We start from the raw sequence: 17,364 nt of genomic DNA, 5'->3' as shown, positions 1-17,364 counted from the left end.
CCGGCCGCCTCAGAAGGGCAGGACGTCGGTGAGTGCGCCGACCCCGATAGCAGTGACGTCGATCAGCCGGGTCAGGCTGCCCGGCGGTGGCAGGTGGACCAACCTCATGGTCAGGTCGATCGTGTCCCGGCGGGCGGCGGTGAAGCTGAACGACAGCGATTGGACCGCGAGGTTGGTGCGGACCGTCGCGCTCGAGACCAGCACCAGGCCGGTGCCGAGGCCACCCGTCTTCGGAGAGATCACGGTGCCGTAGCGGCTCGCCTCGGCGATGTTCTCCAGCGCGGTCTTCCATTCCATCCGCAGCGGCCCGATCAGTACGGCGCTCAGCCCGATCGAGTCGTCGTGGGCCGGCAACGCCACCCGCCGGCTCGTGCCGCCGATCGGCGGCACGGAGAACGTCGAGTCGATCGACAGCTGGGTGACCGCCCACAGGGGCACGGGGACGACACCGTCGAACAGCACCGCGCTGGGGGTGTGCAGGTACGGCGCGAAGCTGCTGGTCATCTCACTCCCCTCGAAGCGCCTTCAGCTGACGGACCAGCGCACGAACATCGGCGGCGGTCACGTGATCGGTCCACCGGGCAGCGCGACCCGAGAACGCCTTGATCGCCGCATCGATCCGAGCGAGCCGGGCCGGATCGGGAGGACCCGTGGTGATGTCGCGGTGCAGGTCCTGGACCGCGTTGGTCAACGCGTCGATCGCCTCGACCAGCCGGACGTCCTTCGAGGTGAATGCGTGCTTCAACAGCTTGCCCTCGAGCAGTTTCGTCAGGGTTTCGAGCCGCTGACCGGTCCGCGCCACCGAGGGGTGCGCGAGTTCCGGCGTGGTGCTCCGGGTCCGGCCGAGAGCGTCGACGATGACCTCCGGCGGTTCGACCCGTTCGATCGGTGGCCGGGTCCCGGTCTCTCCCGCCTCGGCCGCGGACTCCAGCGCCGCCCGGCTCTCCTTGGTCAGCGGTGCGCCGAACACCTCGGCGGCCGGTGACACTCCGATCAGCTCGAACTGGACGTTGGCGTCGCTCGGCGCGGACCCGGTCGGGACACTCGTCTCGAAGACGTACAGCTCGAAGATCTGTCCTTCGACGACCGCACTGATCGTGTACTCGCGATCCGCCAGAGTCTGTCCGCTCTTCTTCGTCCGCGTCGTCCACAGGTACTCGACCCCCGGCTCCGCGTTGTCCCGCAGGTTGCGGACCCATTGCTCGACGCCGCGGTTCTCCAGCCACTGGTTGATCCGGCGGACCGCGTGGGCGACGCCGTACGGCGCGTCGAAGCCAAGCCCTGGCGAGCCGGCACCATGGGCGCGCTCGGTGCCGGCCGCGCGGTAGGCCTCGCTCACGTCCGCGGCGCTGAACAGGACGTCCTCTCCGCGAGTGAACCTCCGGGCCTTCGTGACACTCGGCCCGGCCAGCAACTCCTCGACGATCGCCCCGGTGCCCGGCTCCTTCCAGACCCGGTAGCCGTAGTCCGGGAAGTGCAGGACGACGCCTTCCTCGAGGTCGGGGAACTTCCAGTACAGGCCGTCGACATCCAGCTCGAGGGTGATGTCACCCGGCCGCTTGACGGACTCACGCCACTTCTTCCCGCGGCCGCCGCGCATCGCCTCGCCGTCGCGGGGTGCCCGACTCGGGCGGTCGCCGACCCCCTGCCGCGCCCCCGGGTACTGCGGCTCCGCCCGCCGCCGCCGACGACGAGCTGGAGTCACGGGTTCCGGCGGAGCGACGGGCGCCGCGGGCGGTGGTGGCGGTTCCGACCGCACCAACGGTGCCAGCGGCTCGACAGCACCGCCGTCGCGTTCGGCCCACGTCTTCGGATCGGCGAGTTCCTTGGTCTGCGCGTGCAGTTCGTCGAAGGCCCGGTTCATCGTGGCCGCGTCGAGGGGTTCCGCCGTACCGTTGAGCACCTTCTCGTAGACGAGGTGGATCGCCTCGCGCAGCTCGGCCATCCGGCCGACCACCCGCGTCATCTTCGTGACGTACGCCGACCCGAGCAGATCCATCGCGTCGAGGACGGACTCGGTGACGACGGTCTGTGCGTGCTCGTGCTCCACGTTGAACCGCTTGGCGAAACTGTCGACCACCGGATGCCCTTGCAGCGCGACCCGGACGTGGATCTCGCTCGGATGACCACGGATCCTGAACGTCATGGCGTATCTCCCTCGATCGCACGACCGAGTACGTCGCCCACGTCGCCGATGCCGGCCTTACCGGTGACGGTCACCTGGTGAGCGACCGCGTCGGTGATCCGGTTCATCGCCTTCTCCAGCGCGAGGTTGATCAAGTAGCCCTGCGTCAGTTCCTTGACGAAGCGCACCGTGAAGTGTTCGAGGCTCAGCTCCGCGAGCTTCTGCACCACCTCGCGCATCGCCCGCCGGGTCGCGGCGATCGCCACCTCCGTCGCCTCACCCTTCATCGCCGCGCGGCCGAGGGTCCGGGCACCCCGGAGCGCCGACGGCACCTCCGGTATGACGGCGAGCGCCAGCCCGATCACCGCGGCCCACATCTCCGCCTCGACCTGCGCCTTGGACAAGATCTCGTCCGCATCGAGCATCGCCCGCTGGAGACTGCGATGCTCGAACGCGGTCTCCAGTCCCTCGGCTGCCTGGACCACTCCGACCGCGAACGCGAGTGGCGCGCAGAAGATGGCCAGCACGGTCAGCCCGACCAGGTTGAGGATCTCCGACAGCTCGGCCTTGCCGATCTCCACATCCGCGAGCCGCCGCATGCCGGCGACGTACGGCGCCGGATCGGTGAACGCCGGCTTCAACCGCTCGTCCGCGAGCTTGTAGATACCCGTCAACTGGGCGCCGATCTCGCTCTCCCCGTCGTCCCGGCGGAAGTTCGCGAGGCCGAACGCCAGCTTGCGATCGCTGACTGCCTTGCGCTGCCAGCGGTCGTTCTCCTTGATCAGGTCGGACAGCAGGTCGCGGAAGATGTCGTCGACCGCTGTCGTGAGGGCATGGCCCATGGCGGTCGACGCACGCGCGTCGAGGAACTGCGCGACCTTCAGCTTCTCCACCACGTCGTCGACCTCGGACATCTTGTCCAGCACGGGGTCGACGGCCGTCACCTGCTGGCGCTGGGTGGAGATCACTGCGTCCAGTTCGGCCATGCCCCACCACCGGCCCTTGCCGTCGTACACCCGCAGGCCGGTCTTGAACCGCGCGACGGTGCCGGCTTCAGGCTCGCGGGACACCGGCTTCGCGGTGATGGAGTCGATCACCTTCCCGGACATCTCGACCCAGCCGGCGGCGAGTGCGCCACCGGCCGAGAACGAGGCCGTCAGCAGCAACCGCTCACGCTGCAGCTCGGCGGCCAGCGCACTGCGCAACCGCATCAGGTCGGGAACATCCGCGAGCATGACGGTCAGCAGCATCCGGGTCAGCTTCATGTACGACCCGAAGTTCTCGGCCCGCTTGTGCAGTTCGTGACCGCTGGAGAAGAGCACCTGCAGCAGCACGTCCTGGCACTGGGTGACGAACATCGACGCCACCGCATCGTCGCGGGCCGAACCGAGCACATCGGCGAAGCGCTCGACCCATTCCCTGGACTGTCCGGCGACCGGGCACGGCAGTGCTTTCCGATCGTCCTGGCTGAGCATCGTGTTGATGTACGCGCGCTCCAGCTCCTGAACCGGCCCGAACGCCGCGGCCATGTTCCGCAGCTGCGGACCCATCGGCGCCCGGTTGCGGGTGAGTTTCCGGCAGCTCGTGTCGATGTGCACCATCGCGGCGATCAGGAAGCCCCCGACGAATTTCCCCGGGGACATGTGCAGCAGGCCCGCCACTTCGTTCATCCTCCGGCTGAGCCGGGCCGAGACAGCGGGCGGGAAGAGTTCGACGGCCGGCTCGCCGAGGAACGGAGTGTCGGGTGTCGAGGGCGAATCGTGCAGCAGGCCCAGCATGCCGAGCCACATCGACGGTTCCTCGGAATCGAGCGGCGGGCACTTGCCGTAGGTGTCTTCGCGTTCCTCCGGATCGTCCTCGGTGACCACGACGACGTCCATCGGTCCGCGCGGCATCCGTGGCTCGGCCTCGCCGATCCAGACCGGCGCGCCGGCGGCCGTCAGCTGGTAGAGGTACAGCGTGTCGCTGGTGCGGGCCGGAAGACGTTTGATCCGCTTCAGGGCCTGGCGCTTCAGGTCCTCTTCGCTGACGCCCGACGCGTCGCGCATCAGGTCGATCATCATGGCCTGCACGAGTAAGGCCTGCACCTGCGCGGCACCCGTGGCCTGGCCGTAGAAGCTCCACCGGTCGGCACTGACGAAGTTGACGGTCGCGAGCCGGGCCTCCTTGTTGCCGCCCGGGAAATCCCACACGCCCAGCGGCATCGCGTCATGCACAGTCGCCTGAGTGCCGGCGAAGTCGACGAAGGCGATGAACGCTCCATCGCCTTCCGGCGGCGCGCCGATGACGGCAACCGTCTCCGACGGCACACCGCCGATGCGCCGAACTATCGCAATCCCGATCTCCCGGGGATTTGTGAGTCTGCGCAGCCGCTGCGGCTGCGGCTTGCCCGTTCCTGCCGTCCCGGGGTCCGGCGGCATACCGTGCAACCGCACGTCCGCCGTCTTGCCGTCGTGGTCGTAGTACGGCACCTGGTACGCGTCGCCCGCCGTACCCGCCACCAGGCGATCGTCGTCGAGCCGCTCCCCCTGGCCGGACCTGACCTCGACGTCCTCGGACCCGGTTGTACGACGGGTCAGCCGAGCCGCCGCCAAGTCGACGCTCGTCAGTAAAGACTCCTCCAGCGCACCGGACACCCGGCCCGGCACCGGATCGCCGCTGACTGACACGCTGCTCGCGACGACCCGGCAATCCGTCGCCGCACTGACGAGTCGCACGGTCAGCGCCCGATCGACGGCCCGGCCCAGCGCGGCGTCGACGGCATCCGTGACCAGCGCGACGAGTTCGTCGTCGACACGGTCCTCGGTGACCTCGACCCGCACCTTGACCGGCATCCGCACCGTCGTCACGTCAGCGCCTCCAGCGCCGCGGTGAGTTGGCTCAGCGTCGCGTACACGTGGTCCTCGGGATCGCAGGCCGGCACGATCCGGATCTCGACCTCGACGGGGAACTCGAGCACCAGCCCGTCGTCCCGGATCCGCGCGAGCACCGCCTCGCTGTCCGGAGCGGGCACCACGAGCTCGCCCTGGCTCAGCAGCACCAGGCCGGTGCGCTCGACGACGCTCGGCTCATCCATGACGACTCCCCTCGGATCTGCTGGTCACGAGATCGTTACTGCGGTGCCTTCGTGGTTGTGCCGGCGGTGTCGGTGACGGCGGCGGCGAGGGAGAAGCCGGAGAAGGTCGCGACCGGCGCTCCGCTGACGGTGGCCGAACCGGGGGCCGCGCTGGTGATGTAGCACTGTTCGAGCACGATCGTGGAGAACGACCAGTCGTCGCCCTCCTGCTCGAGCAGCACGATGTCGAACGGATCGCCGCGCAGCGCCAGCGCGGTGAGCTCGGCGACGGCCGGCCCGATCGCGGTGACGGACAGCGTGAAGGTCAGCGACTGTGGAGTCGCGACCACGCCAACATGGGTCCGCTCGATCGAGTGCAGCGGTTCGGCACTGGTGCCGAACGTCGGGACGTAGGACTGGGCCAGGAAGACGCGGGTCTCGTTCCCGTCGACGGTGAACCGGACGCCCAGGCGGGTCTTCCAGTCGGACTGCGTGATGGTCATCGCTGCTCCTGCCTCAGAAGTGCGGCTTCAGAATGACGTCGAGCTGGTGGACGATGGCGGCGATCTCGACCAGCAGCGTCACGTCGACCTGCCGGGTCTGGCGGGCCGTGACGAGGCGGGCCGCATCGGCGGCGTCCCGCGCGTTCTCGGGCACCGAGAGGATCGCGAGCAGCGGGATCGAGACCACGAACGAGTCGATCGCACCCGACGCCACGAACGGGCCGACGATGCCTTCGATCCGGACCCGGATCGCGGTCAGCCCGGCCTTGGTGATCGAGGTGTCGCCGATCGCCCCGATCAGCCCGGCCCGCAGTGAGAACTCGAGCTGGTCGAGCAGCGTCAGCAGGTCGACGTAGTTGCGGGCCGCGTCACTGGAGAACAGCCCGCCGTCGCCGAGGTACAGACCGGAGCCGGGGATCAGCGCGGGATCGACGAGCGGGATGACGCCCTGCCCGGCCAGCCCGGTGATCTCGGCCGGCGTGTATTGAGTGGTCACCGGCATCGTGAAGCCACGGACCTGTTTGAGGACGACGCTGGTCCCCGGCGGGTACCCGGCGATCGCGCCCATCACGGCCGCGGCGGCGTCGGCGGTGGCCGTCGTACTGGTCGGGTCGAGAGTCGCCCCGCGGGCGGCGACCAGGACCATCCGGCCGGAGTCGCTGCGCAAGGGATCGTCGGTGGCCAGGACGTCGGTGACGTAGGTCGCCGACCGCGGGGTCGCCGGGTCGATCATCGCCACCGCGATCCGTTTGCTGCCGGCCGCCGACGCGGTCTCGACGTGCTCCTTCAGCGCCATCAGCCCGGTGGCCGCGGTCGCGCCGCTGGTCGCCGTACCGACCGTGGTCTCGCCGGCGAGCGCGACGAACGTGACGTCGTCGGCGGCGTCGAGACCGGCCAGCGCCTCGGCGTAGTCGTCGTCGGTCGCCGTGCGTACGCCGTACACCTTGCTCGGCCGCGGGTCCTGGGCGAGGACGAGGTCCAGGCTCCGGGTCAGCGCGTTGGCCGTCGTACCACTGGCGAAGGAGCTCATGATCGACGCGTGGTCGGTGACCTCGACCGGGGTCGCGGCCGGCGCGGACGCGCCGGCCGCCGCGTTGCCGACGACGGCGACCACGCCGGGGTTGCGTTGTGCGGTGGGGACCAGGGCACTGGTGTCGATGGTCACGTTCACGTACGGGTACGCCGGTTGCACCAGGGTGCTCATGCAGTCCTCCGGAGTTTTCGGGGTGGGTGGTGCGGTCGGATGCTCAGGTGACGACGACGGCGATGCCCTGCGGGCCGAGCCAGGCGCGCGCCGCGGCCAGCCGCGCGTCCGCCGTCGTACCGCCGGGCCAGCCGTCGTCCTCGAAGGTCGCCGCGGGCACGAGCCAGCAGACGGCACGATCGGCGCGGCGGGCCGGTGCATCGTCAGGGGGCGACGGTGAGGGGTAGGAACGCGCGACCCGGCGGGCGGCGGCGGTGGCGCGCAGCAGGTCGCGCGGGGAGGTCCCGTCATCGACCAGGAACGCGACCACGACCGGCAGGACGAGAGGTGGTGCGCCTCCCCCGCCGTTCGGGGGCGCGGTCAGCTGCAGGGTGACACCGAGTGCGGCGGTGAAGTTCCCCGTGACCGGGACTTCGGTCACGTCGACGGCCTCGATCAGCCCACCCACCCCCGCGGTACGGACGGCCAGGCTGCCCACCATGACAGCGTCCGCACCCGGGGTAGGTGGCCGGCCGGTGTCCCAAGCCGCGGCGACGTCCCAGGGGAGTGCGTCACCGGCGCGCATCAGCCGGGCGGAGAGGGAGGTCTCCACCGGCAGCGCGACCGCGAGGTCGAACCGGTCGTAGACAGCCGTCGTCGGACCGGTCACGGCCGCGGGGTCGACGGCGTAGCAGGTGATGGCCAGCTGGAGCAGCGCGTCGGCGTCCAGGAGAGTCGGGCGGGCAGCAGGGTCGGCGAGCCGCAGCAGGACCTGGTCGGCTGGATCCATCACGCCCGGCCGGCTCGCCGCTCGATGCCCATGCTGGTCCCCCCAGCCGTCCCGGGGCGTCCGGTCACGCCCCCGGGGTCAACGGTCCTCGCCGTACGTCATCGCATCGTCAACGCTTCGTTGTGCCGTGAACCGCTGACCAGCGCGACCAGTTGCGCCGACGGCTCGATCCCGAGGTCGGCCCGGATCGCCTGCCGATGCAGCTCCAGCACCCGCCGCGCCTCGTAGACGTTGCCTTCGGCGAGGTGGACCTGGATCAGGCACCGGTTGGCGCTCTCCCGCAGCGGCTCGGCCCGTACGGCGGCCAGCGCGGCGTCGACCGCGACAGCGAATCGACCAGCCCGCGCCATCCGCAACGCCAGGCTCTCGAGCGAGTGGAGCCTGGTCTGCCGCCACCGCTCCCGATACGGGGGCAGCCACTCCTCGTACCAATCGGGCAGGAGCTCGGAGTCCAGCAGGTCGAGGAGCTCGGCGCCGGCGTCCGGCTCCGCCCGGCTCTCCACGGACAGCGCCAGGGCGGTCGCCTCGAGGACGTCGACCGCGACGACCTCGGCCAGGTGCAGCCGGGTCCGGGTGGCGTCGAGTACGCGACCACCGGCCTGCTGGATCCGCCAGACCGCCGTCCGCAGGTTGGCGGCGGCATTGCCCTCGGCCGACTCCGGCCACAACGATCCGGCGACGTAGTCGCGCCGCAGCGTCCCGCCGTTCAGCGCGAGGAACGTCAGCAGCCGTTCGGCGTTCTGTGGCAGGGTGAGTGTGCGGCCGTCCGCACAGAGTGCAAAACCTCTCAACAGCGCAAGCCGCATCACCGGCATGCCCGTCCGCAGCGCCATCGCGTCCCCCCGACATGCGCAATCAGATTGCCCTCTCCGAGGTTAGACCTCCACCCGCCCGCGGTACAGCCCCCGGCGTTTTGTTGCCGTCGGCAACATGACTGGTGCTGCGCGACCGCTACCTTGGTCTGGACCGCTTCGACTCAGGCCGTTGACTCGAGCCGGAGGCGGAGCAGTTCCTTGAGCGGCATCGACTCGCCGTCCCGCGCGCCCTGGCCGACGGCGAGCGGTGGGTCCGACGGGAGAAGGCTGACGCCCGCCAGGCGTGACTTCAGGCTGGCGGGAACGCCGAGGATGTAGAAGTTCGCGTCGACGTCCACACCCAGTGAGCGGTTGCGACGCAGATACCAGCCGATGACATCGGTCCGGTAGCTCGCCCCCGACCCCACGACCTGGGCTCGCAGCGGCTCGGGCTCGACGCCCCGCGCTCGCATCTCCTGGACGAAGCCGACCAGCAGTTCGCGCGCCTGCGCCGACTCGCCGGCCTTCCGGCGCTCCAGCGCGGCGGCCTGCACCGCGGCCGCCTCCCGCCGCTCCGCACGCCAGTTCGCCTGATCTCCCACGCCGCCAGCCTAGTTGGCTACCCCCATCGGACGCCGACGTGGGTTCGTACCAGCGATGGATGGATTCCATCGCCGGATGGAGACGGCACGCGCCCGAAGATCAACAGCGACGCCGATGAAACCCGCCACCTGCTCGCGGAGGCTGGGAAGATGCTTCGACTACTCGGGATCAACCCCTATCTGCGTGCACTCATCGGGATCGGCCTGGCGGTGTTCGGCATCGCCACCCATCGGACCCTGCTCATCGCCGTAGGCGCCGGCGTCGCCGCCTGGAGCCTGGTGACCGTCGTCGTCAGCGCCAAGAACCGGGACGACCGTTGACCGACGCCATCATCGTCCACGAGCTCACCAAGCGGTACGGAGACTTCGCTGCCGTCGACGGCATCAGCTTCGCCATCCCCGCGGGACAGCTGGTCGCTGTACTGGGACCGAACGGCGCCGGCAAGACGACCACCATCGAGATCCTGGAGGGGTTCTCCGCGCCAACGTCCGGCGAGGTCCGCGTGCTCGGCGTGGAACCGCTACGCGGCGGCCGCCGCTGGCGCGCGCGGGTCGGACTCGTCCTGCAGTCGACCAGCCTCGAGACCGAGCCGACCGTCGCCGAACTGCTGAGTCTGTTCGGGCGTCTCTACCCGAACCCACGGCCAGTTCCCGAGGTCCTGGAGTTGATCGACCTCGCCGACGACGCGAAGGCCCGCGTCGGCACACTGTCCGGTGGCCAGCAGCGGCGGGTCGACCTCGGGCTCGCGATGATCGGGAATCCCGAGGTGTTGTTCCTCGACGAGCCCACCACCGGCCTCGACCCCGAGGCCAGACGCCGGTGCTGGGCGACCGTGCGGCGGTTGAACGACGCGGGGACGACGGTCCTGCTGACCACGCACTACCTCGACGAGGCCGATCAATTGGCGGACCGCGTCATGGTGCTGTCCGGGGGGCGTGTGGTCGCCGACAAGACTCCCGCCGACCTGCGGGCCGGCGGTGGGGTCAGCCGCATTCGCTATCCCCTGCCGCTCGGCGCGCCGCTCGATGACCTACCACCCGCCCTGGCGAGTCACTTCGATCTCATCGACCGAGTCCTGAGCGTCCGCACCGACCAGGTCCGACCTGTACTCGCGGACCTCGTCGCCTGGGCCGGACGCCACCGGCTCGACCTGGCCGCTCTCGAGGTCGGCCCGCCAAGCCTTGAAGAGGCCTATCTGTCCCTCGCCGGCGACCTCGACGTCTTGGAGCTCGAACGTGCCTGACCAGTTGCCACCCGTCGTACCACTTCTCCTGAGACAGGTCGGGCATCAGATCCGGCTGCTGCTTCGCACGCCCCGAGCGATGAGCACCGGCCTGGTGCTCCCCGTCCTGCTGCTCGTCCTGAACTCGTCCGGCGGACACGTCACCCCGGCCCGGCTCGCGGGCTGCGCGGTTCTCGGTACGACGATGACCGCCTGGACGACTCATGGCATCGGCCTCGTGGCCGCGCGGGAGTCCGGTGTGATGAGGCGCTGGCGCGCGACACCGTTGCCGGCCTGGTGTTATCTGAGCGCGCAGATCGCATCGACCGTGGTCGTCTCGGTGCTGGCGGGCGCGGTCGCCGTACTCGCCGGTGTCGCCTTCTTCGGGATCTCATTGGACGCCATCGGAGCGATCGGCGTACTGGCCTCGATCGCTCTCGGAGCGATTGCGTGCGCGGCCGCGGCGACGGCGGTGACCGGCTTCATCTCGACCGTCGGCAGTGCGTTCCCCATCCTCGGCCTGACCTATCTACCCGTGGTGCTGTTCTCCGGGACGGTCGGCGATCCGGTGAAGGCATCGTGGGTGAACACCGTCGCGGAGTATCTCCCGGTCCGTCCGATCATCGACGCCACCAGCCACGCCCTCGACGGTACGGCGCTGCCGGCGAGCGCCGTCCTCGTGCTGTGCTCCTGGTCGGTCGCCGGCCTCCTCGTCTCGCTGGCCATCTTCCGCTGGGAGCCGACGCGAACCCACCAACGGCGGCCCGCTCGCGGACGCGCGATCGTGGCGGCCGGTGTTGCGGCGGCGTGCGTTCTGCCGCTGACCGTGACCCGTGCCAGTGCAGACGACTTCGGGTACCGCGCGATCCACGACATGAGTGCCACCGGCAAGGATCTCACCACGTCCTTCTACGGGCAGCCGGCCCACGGCACCGCGCCGGCGAGCATCGAGGCCTCGAGGAAGGACGACGACGGCAAGGTGCTTCGGACCCGGCCCCTGTGCGCTTATCCGAAGGTCGCGCGGTACCTGGGCGGGGGCAGCACGGACAGCGCGTCGAGTTTCTACTGCGCCGTGGGCTACTGAGTGCGGGACGGTCAAGGTCGGTGCCCATGGCAACGACCTTGATAGTCATCGCTACCTGAGCAGGCCGCACTGGTAGGCGTAACTCACAGCCCGGGCCCGGTCCCGCGCGCCGATCTTGCCGAGCAGGTGATTGACGTGACTCTTCACCGTTGCCTCACTCACCATCAACCGGGCGGCGATCTCGGCGTTGGACAACCCTTCGGCGATCAGCACCAGCACCTCCAGCTCGCGGGGAGTCAACAGGCCGTCCGGAGCCGCGGTCGGCGTCGGTGGTCCGGCGGGCTCCGACGCGATCGCGTCGACCAGATGGTGCTGGACGACCGGGTCGATGGCCGCCTGATCGGTGACCACTCGCCGCAGCGCCTCGTGAATCTCGGCCGACCGGGCGTCCTTGGTCAGGTAACCACGTGCTCCCGCTCGCAGCGCCGCGAGTACCGACTCGTCGTCGGCGTACGTCGTCAACGCGATCACCTTCACGTCCGGGTGGAGGTCCCGAAGCCGACGCGTCGCTTCGACGCCATCGCAGCGCGGCATCCGCAGGTCCATCAGTACGACGTCCGGCCGCAACTCCCCCGCCATCCGCACCGCCTCCTCACCGCCCGAGGCGGTCGCGACGACCTCGACGCCCGGGAGCAACCCGAGCACCAACGCAAGTCCCTCGCGCACCATCCGCTGATCGTCGACACTCAGCACGCGAATCGAGCCGGTCATGCGGGCACCTCCAACTCAACTCGGAATCCGGTCGGCGTCGGCCCCGCGCAGAGCCGTCCGCCGAGCAACTCGGCCCGCTCGCGCATCCCGGTCAGGCCGTAACCACACCCCGGTACGCCGGTCGCCGCCGACTTGCCGTAATCCTCGACGACCAACCTCGCGAGCCGTGGTTCGTACCCGAGCCGCACGTTGACGCGCTCCTGGCTGGTGGCGTGCTTGGCGATGTTGGTCAGCGATTCCTGCGCGACCCGATAGACAGCCAGCCGAGCGTCCGCGTCGAGCGCGTGATGTTCGCCCGTGACGGTCAGCTCGCACGGGATGCCGGTGTCGAACTCGAACCGCGTCGTCAAGGCCGGCAGCTGCCCCGGTCCCGGCAGCGCTTCGCCATCGCGGAGCATGGTGATCGCATGCCGCGCCTCGTCCAGGCCCGAGCCGGCCAGCTGCCTCGCCCGGTCGATGATCCCACCAAGGCGGTCGTCGGACGCGGCCAACACACTCGCGCCTTCGAGCTGGAGCACGAGAGCCGACAGCGAATGCGCGAGTACGTCGTGCATCTCGCGAGCGAGCCGTTGACGCTCGGCGAGTGCGGCGGCGCGTGCCTGGGCGTCCCGGCTCCGCTCAAGCTCGACGAGCAGTTGCTCCGCCTGCTCATTGGTCTCGCTGAGCCGCTCGGCCAGTCGCATCACGGCGTAGAAGCTGGCCATCGCGATACCCGTCAGGAGCCCCGGCAGCGGAGACCTCCCGGGCTCGCCGCTGACGACGAGAAGCAGGATCGGTCCCCCGCCGACGAGGACGCTGCCGAGGACGGGCGTGAGCCGGCGCCCGACCACGGCGACCGCGACGAACACACCGAAGACCCCAGGACCGGACGGCTGCAGCCGCAGCAGTACGACGCTCGCGGCGAACAGGACCGCGATCGACACCCACCGAGCCCAGGCCGACCCCTGGCGGCGAAGGCCCCGAACGCTCCAGCGGCGAACGCAACGATTGCCAGCAGGATGACGAGCCCTTCGCCGTGCCGCCCCAGGCCTGGCGTCGATCGGCTCAGCACGATGATCTGCAGCCCGATGATCAGTGGACCGGCCAGCCGCAGCCAGCGCCACGTCGTCGCCTGATGCGCCCGCGCATGACGCAGTGCGGCCAGCGTCGGCACAGCAGTGGTTCCGGCATTCACCGAACGACGATAGGCCGCGACGTCCGTCCCGATCACGGTCGTCGCGGAGATTTCAACCCTCCGATCGACCGAAGATCAACCCAGGGTTGGAGCTGCCTCGGCCCGGACCGCCAGCTCGCCCACCAGGCGTTGCCAGGCGCGGTCGAGGCCGGCCGCGACGCAACCCGCCACGACCGTCTCGGTGCCGAGCACGCTGGCCTTCACCTCCGGAAGGACCGGCGCGAGCATGCGGACCTGGTTGACGACGGCTTCGAGGAAGCCGGGCGCCTGGCCGATACCGCCACCCAGCACGATCAGTTCGGGATCGACAACTGTGATAACGGTGCACACTGCCTTCGCTACGAGGAGTGCCTCCTCGGCCACCACGGCGGCCGCGACCGCGTCGCCACGCGCCGCCGCCGCGAAGACCTTCTCGGCCGACATCGCCCCGCGCACGCCCGCCCGTCGCGCTGCCCGGACCACGGCTGCCGCCGAGGCCGACGCGTCGAATCCACCTCGTTTGCGAGCGTCCCGCTGATCACTCCCGCTGCCCTCGGTGAACGGCAGATAACCGATCTCGCCGGCCACCCCGTGTGAACCGTGCCGGAGTTTGCCGTCCAGCACCAGTCCCATCCCGATCCCGGTGCCGACCGAGACGAACGCGAAGCTGTCGACGTCCCGGCCGTGGCCGTGCACCCGCTCCGCCAGCGCGGCTGCGTCCACGTCGTTCTCGATCATCAGCGAGGGCCCGAAGCGATCACGCAGCGCGGTCAGCGTCGCCGGCGAGTCCCACCCGGACAGTCGCCCGGTCAGGGTCAACGCGTCGAGCCGGGCGTCGTACACACCGGGGCTGCCGATCACGGTCTGGGTCAACTGGCCTGCCGTGATCCCCGCATCGGCCGCGAGCGTCGCCGCCAGGTCCGAGAGCTCCTGGATCCGCGCCATCGCGTCCGCGGCCTTGGTCCGCACGTTCAACCGGCAGCGCGTGTTCCCGGCCAGATCGGCGATCGCGCCACGCAGGTACTCCCGCCCGACATCGAGCCCTAGCACGAACCCAGCCTCCGGCCGCACCTCGTACAGGCGCGCCGCCGGCCCGGGCACGCCCGTCCGCTGACCGGTCGCGTGCACCAGCCCGGCGCGTTCGATCGTGGTCAGCGCCGCCGACACGGTCGGCTTGGACAGACCGGAGAGCTGGGAGAGTTCGGTCCGCGACACCGGACCGGACCGCCGGATGTGCTCCAGCAGAACCTGCTCGTTGATCGCTCGGATCAGTTGCGGGCGCGCCGCGGAGGCACCTCCGGCGACTACCGTCACGTCGACCCCCTTGCGTCCATAACGCTTCGAGCAGCAGTCACAGTTAGCCCTTGTGCCAACGGTGATTGTTAAGTTAGTTTCCTATCGATTCTATTGGTCGGCACGAGGAGTTGCCAGTCCATGATTCGTCCGCCGGTGGTCCTCGGACTCGACTTCGGTGGGACCAAGATCGCCGTTGCCGTCGGCGACTTGTCCGGCCGGCGTCTCGGTGTCACGAAGCTCGACACTCTGGCCGAGGCCGGAGCAGCAGCGGCGATGGAGCGCGGTCTCAGCGCGGGCCGCGACCTGCTGACCGATGTCGCGCCCGGACAGGAGCTCGCCGGCGTCGGTGCGGCCACCCTCGGCATCCCGTACGACGACCGCGTCGAGCTCGCACCCACCTTTCCCGGCTGGGGTGAACTGCCGTTCGGGCAACTGGTCCGCGACGCCTTCCCCGGCATCCCGGTCCGGCTCGGGACGGACGTGAAGGCGGCCGCCGCGGCCGAGCTGCGGTGGGGTGCGCTGACCGGCTGCGATCCGGGCCTCTACCTCAATCTCGGCACCGGTCTGGCGACCGCGATCGTTGCCGGTGGCACCGTGATCTCCGGGGCGCACGGCGCGTCCGGCGAGATCGGCTACAACCTGCGCTCTGCCGCCGACGTTTGGATCAGTGCCGACGAGCGCACGATCCTGGAACATGTCGTCAGTGGCCAGGCACTCGAGACAACCGGTAGCGCCCGGCTGGGGCGACCGGTCACGGCGGCCGATGTCTTCGCGATGGCATCGACGCAGCCGGACGCCGCCGTACTCGCGGCGGAGTTCCATCGCGAACTGGCGATGCATGTCGTCAACCTGGCGATCGCCATCGACCCGGTCCGGATCGTCGTCGGTGGCGGACTGGTCGGTGCATGGGACCGGATCGCCCCTGAGCTGCGCCGGGCACTCGACGCGGCAGTCCCCTTCCCACCGGAGCTGACAGTGGCCCGATTCCCTTCGGACGCGCCGCTGGTGGGGGCACTCGCCCTCGGTGTCGAGGCCGCGGGTGCGGTCCTCGGCGCGGAGGCATTCGCATGACCATCAGTTCGAGGAGTGAAAGGCAGAGACGATGAGGGGCATCAAACGGATCGCCGGCACGGCGATCGCGGTCGGCGTACTGGCCGCCGCGGGCTGTGGGGGCGGTGACAAGCCGATCGGGAGTGCGTCGTCCAGCAACAACTCGTCGTCCTCGGCGAGCAACGGCGCAGGGCAGTTCAAGAAGGGCGGCACCGTCACGATCGCCAACGTGGGCGGGCAGACCTGGCCGTGCCAGTTCAACCCGTTCAACCCGTCGGTCAGTGGGGTGGCCTCCGGCTTCGTCTACGAGCCGCTGACGTTCGTCAACGTGCTCAAGGCCGGTGCCACCACGCCCATGCTGGCCAGCGACTTCACCTGGTCGCCGGCCAAGGACTCGATCGTCTTCACCATCCGCGACGGGGTGAAGTGGAGCGATGGCCAGCCCTTCAGCGCCGACGACGTGGTCTACACGTTCAACCTGATGAAGCAGCAGCCGGCCCTCGACCTCTACGCGTTGTGGACCGGTGCCGGGCTGACCAGCGTCACCGCGGCCGGCAACAAGGTCACGATGAAGTTCAAGGGCGCGGCCGAGCCGTACTTCTTCAACTTCGCCAACCAGGTCGGCATCGTGCCGAAGCACATCTGGTCGACCGGTGAGGCGGCGTCCAAGCCGTCCACCTGGGCCGATCCGAAACCGGTCGGCACCGGGCCGTACACGGTCGCATCCTGCACGAGCAACAACATCTCGTACGCCGCCAACGGCTCCTACTGGCAGCCGGGCAAGCCGTACATCGAGAAGGTCCAGTACCCGGCGTACCTGGACAACAACCCGGCCAACCTCGACCTTGCCAGCGGCAAGGCGCAGTGGGGTGGTCAGTACATCCCGAACATCGACAACTTCTACAAGTCCAAGTCGCCGGACAACAACTACTGGTTCCCGCCGACCGCGAACGTGGCACTGGTCCCGAACAACGATCCGTCCCGCCCGGCGACCAGCAAGCTGGCGGTCCGGCAGGCGCTCGCGTACGCGCTCGACCGCGAGCAGATCTCGAAGATCGGTGAGAGCGGCTACCAGCCGGCCGCGAACCAGAGCGGTGTGGTCACGCCGACGTTCGACAAGTACTACGACAAGGACGCGGTCACGACCGCCGGATACGACAAGCCGAACCCGGACAAGGCGAAGCAGCTCCTGGAGAGCGCGGGCTACTCGTCGTCCAACCCGCTCAAGCTCAGCGTCATCACGGTCACCGGCTACACCGACTGGGATGCGTCCCTCGCGGTTGTCAAGCAGCAGCTCGCCGCCGTCGGGGTCGAGCTGAGCATCCAGGACCTGCAGCAGCAGTCGTACAACCAGAAGCTCTACACCGGTGACTACGACCTCGCCTACTCCAGCCAGACTGGCGGACCCACGCCGTACTACGAGCTGCGGCAGCTGCTGTACTCGAAGAACACCGCGCCGATCGGCAAGCAGGCGAACAGCAACTACTCGCGGTACAGCAACCCCGAGGTGGACAAGCTGCTCGACCAGTACGCCAGCGCCGACCCGGACACCCAGGTCAAGCTGGTCAAGCAGATCTCCGGGTACATGATCAAGGACGTACCGGTCATCCCGACCACCGAGTCGGTCGACTGGTACCAGTACAACACCACCGACATCCAAGGCTGGCCGACGCAGGACGACCCCTACGCCCAGCCCGCGCCGTACAACGTCCCCGACGTCGGGCAGGTCCTCGCGAACCTGTACTCCAAGTCGGCCCAGAAGTAAGGAATCGTTCGTGAGAGTGAGCTCGAGGAG

Annotated in this window: 17 protein-coding genes; 5 read left to right on the top strand and 12 right to left on the bottom strand. The window is 69.4% G+C overall.

Annotated features, from left to right (window positions below; all coding sequences use genetic code 11):
- Positions 1 to 9 precede the first annotated feature (9 nt).
- From OG876_RS31355 to OG876_RS31315, 9 genes are all read right to left on the bottom strand, one after another.
- The gene (locus OG876_RS31355) at positions 10 to 504 is read right to left on the bottom strand and encodes a hypothetical protein (RefSeq protein ID WP_328520272.1); all 495 of its coding nucleotides are present in this window, start codon (positions 502 to 504) and stop codon (positions 10 to 12) included.
- A gap of 1 nt (position 505) precedes the next feature.
- Positions 506 to 2,146 carry a hypothetical protein gene (locus OG876_RS31350; RefSeq protein ID WP_328520271.1) on the bottom strand — a complete coding sequence of 547 codons (1,641 nt, stop codon included), beginning with the start codon at positions 2,144 to 2,146 and terminating at the stop codon, positions 506 to 508.
- Entirely contained in the window at positions 2,143 to 4,974 is a 2,832-nt protein-coding gene (locus OG876_RS31345; RefSeq protein WP_328520270.1) for a hypothetical protein, read from the bottom strand. Before OG876_RS31345 ends, OG876_RS31350 begins: the two co-directional genes overlap by 4 nt.
- Positions 4,971 to 5,201, bottom strand: coding sequence for a hypothetical protein (locus OG876_RS31340; protein ID WP_328520269.1), 231 nt, complete (start codon positions 5,199 to 5,201; stop codon positions 4,971 to 4,973). The genes OG876_RS31345 and OG876_RS31340 overlap by 4 nt, the downstream gene beginning before the upstream one ends.
- A 35-nt stretch (positions 5,202 to 5,236) precedes the next feature.
- Entirely contained in the window at positions 5,237 to 5,683 is a 447-nt protein-coding gene (locus OG876_RS31335) for a hypothetical protein (protein WP_328520268.1), read from the bottom strand.
- A 13-nt stretch (positions 5,684 to 5,696) separates the two neighbouring features.
- Entirely contained in the window at positions 5,697 to 6,887 is a 1,191-nt protein-coding gene (locus OG876_RS31330; protein WP_328520267.1) for a hypothetical protein, read from the bottom strand.
- A gap of 43 nt (positions 6,888 to 6,930) precedes the next feature.
- On the bottom strand, positions 6,931 to 7,659 hold the full coding sequence (locus OG876_RS31325) for a hypothetical protein (RefSeq protein WP_328520266.1): 729 nt from the start codon (positions 7,657 to 7,659) through the stop codon (positions 6,931 to 6,933).
- Between the two features lie 95 nt (positions 7,660 to 7,754).
- Positions 7,755 to 8,489 (bottom strand): AfsR/SARP family transcriptional regulator, encoded by a 735-nt coding sequence (locus OG876_RS31320; RefSeq protein ID WP_328520265.1) that lies wholly within the window; start codon positions 8,487 to 8,489, stop codon positions 7,755 to 7,757.
- Between the two features lie 143 nt (positions 8,490 to 8,632).
- The gene (locus OG876_RS31315; protein ID WP_328520264.1) at positions 8,633 to 9,052 is read right to left on the bottom strand and encodes a hypothetical protein; all 420 of its coding nucleotides are present in this window, start codon (positions 9,050 to 9,052) and stop codon (positions 8,633 to 8,635) included.
- Positions 9,053 to 9,202: 150 nt separating this feature from the next.
- Between OG876_RS31315 and OG876_RS31310 the strand changes: the two genes are divergently transcribed.
- Genes OG876_RS31310 through OG876_RS31300 form a run of 3 tightly spaced genes read left to right on the top strand, consistent with a single transcriptional unit; the run spans position 9,203 to position 11,359 of the window.
- The gene (locus OG876_RS31310) at positions 9,203 to 9,373 is read left to right on the top strand and encodes a hypothetical protein (RefSeq protein ID WP_328520263.1); all 171 of its coding nucleotides are present in this window, start codon (positions 9,203 to 9,205) and stop codon (positions 9,371 to 9,373) included.
- A complete protein-coding gene (locus OG876_RS31305) occupies positions 9,370 to 10,296 on the top strand; it encodes an ABC transporter ATP-binding protein (RefSeq protein WP_328520262.1) in 927 nt (308 codons plus the stop codon). Before OG876_RS31310 ends, OG876_RS31305 begins: the two co-directional genes overlap by 4 nt.
- Positions 10,289 to 11,359: a tannase/feruloyl esterase family alpha/beta hydrolase gene (locus tag OG876_RS31300; RefSeq protein ID WP_442914038.1), complete on the top strand. Its 1,071-nt coding sequence runs from the start codon at positions 10,289 to 10,291 to the stop codon at positions 11,357 to 11,359. The genes OG876_RS31305 and OG876_RS31300 overlap by 8 nt, the downstream gene beginning before the upstream one ends.
- Positions 11,360 to 11,410: 51 nt before the next feature.
- On the opposite strand, the gene OG876_RS31295 is transcribed toward OG876_RS31300, so the two are convergent.
- From OG876_RS31295 to OG876_RS31285, 3 genes are all read right to left on the bottom strand, one after another.
- Positions 11,411 to 12,070, bottom strand: coding sequence for a response regulator transcription factor (locus OG876_RS31295; protein ID WP_328520260.1), 660 nt, complete (start codon positions 12,068 to 12,070; stop codon positions 11,411 to 11,413).
- The gene (locus OG876_RS31290) at positions 12,067 to 12,993 is read right to left on the bottom strand and encodes a sensor histidine kinase (RefSeq protein ID WP_328520259.1); all 927 of its coding nucleotides are present in this window, start codon (positions 12,991 to 12,993) and stop codon (positions 12,067 to 12,069) included. The genes OG876_RS31295 and OG876_RS31290 overlap by 4 nt, the downstream gene beginning before the upstream one ends.
- A gap of 326 nt (positions 12,994 to 13,319) precedes the next feature.
- Entirely contained in the window at positions 13,320 to 14,537 is a 1,218-nt protein-coding gene (locus OG876_RS31285; RefSeq protein WP_328520258.1) for an ROK family transcriptional regulator, read from the bottom strand.
- Positions 14,538 to 14,657: 120 nt separating this feature from the next.
- Here OG876_RS31285 and OG876_RS31280 point away from each other — a divergent pair, with 120 nt between their 5' ends.
- Both OG876_RS31280 and OG876_RS31275 read left to right on the top strand, forming a co-directional pair.
- A complete protein-coding gene (locus OG876_RS31280) occupies positions 14,658 to 15,590 on the top strand; it encodes an ROK family protein (protein WP_328520257.1) in 933 nt (310 codons plus the stop codon).
- Between the two features lie 31 nt (positions 15,591 to 15,621).
- Positions 15,622 to 17,334, top strand: a complete 1,713-nt coding sequence (locus tag OG876_RS31275; RefSeq protein WP_328520256.1) for an ABC transporter substrate-binding protein — start codon at positions 15,622 to 15,624, stop codon at positions 17,332 to 17,334.
- Positions 17,335 to 17,364: the final 30 nt, after the last annotated feature.

This window comes from Kribbella sp. NBC_00359, from assembly GCF_036097425.1.
In the GTDB taxonomy this organism is placed as follows: Bacteria; Actinomycetota; Actinomycetes; order Propionibacteriales; family Kribbellaceae; genus Kribbella.
This window is presented reverse-complemented; position numbering and strand designations above follow the sequence as displayed.

Excerpts from the sequence above, each read along its gene's own strand:
- OG876_RS31355 (WP_328520272.1), bottom strand. The coding sequence starts at position 504 with ATGACCAGCAGCTTCGCGCCGTACCTGCACACCCCCAGCGCGGTGCTG.
- OG876_RS31350 (WP_328520271.1), bottom strand. The coding sequence starts at position 2,146 with ATGACGTTCAGGATCCGTGGTCATCCGAGCGAGATCCACGTCCGGGTC.
- OG876_RS31340 (WP_328520269.1), bottom strand. The coding sequence starts at position 5,201 with ATGGATGAGCCGAGCGTCGTCGAGCGCACCGGCCTGGTGCTGCTGAGC.
- OG876_RS31335 (WP_328520268.1), bottom strand. The coding sequence starts at position 5,683 with ATGACCATCACGCAGTCCGACTGGAAGACCCGCCTGGGCGTCCGGTTC.
- OG876_RS31330 (WP_328520267.1), bottom strand. The coding sequence starts at position 6,887 with ATGAGCACCCTGGTGCAACCGGCGTACCCGTACGTGAACGTGACCATC.
- OG876_RS31320 (WP_328520265.1), bottom strand. The coding sequence starts at position 8,489 with ATGGCGCTGCGGACGGGCATGCCGGTGATGCGGCTTGCGCTGTTGAGA.
- OG876_RS31310 (WP_328520263.1), top strand. The coding sequence starts at position 9,203 with ATGCTTCGACTACTCGGGATCAACCCCTATCTGCGTGCACTCATCGGG.
- OG876_RS31295 (WP_328520260.1), bottom strand. The coding sequence starts at position 12,070 with ATGACCGGCTCGATTCGCGTGCTGAGTGTCGACGATCAGCGGATGGTG.
- OG876_RS31280 (WP_328520257.1), top strand. The coding sequence starts at position 14,658 with ATGATTCGTCCGCCGGTGGTCCTCGGACTCGACTTCGGTGGGACCAAG.
- OG876_RS31275 (WP_328520256.1), top strand. The coding sequence starts at position 15,622 with ATGAGGGGCATCAAACGGATCGCCGGCACGGCGATCGCGGTCGGCGTA.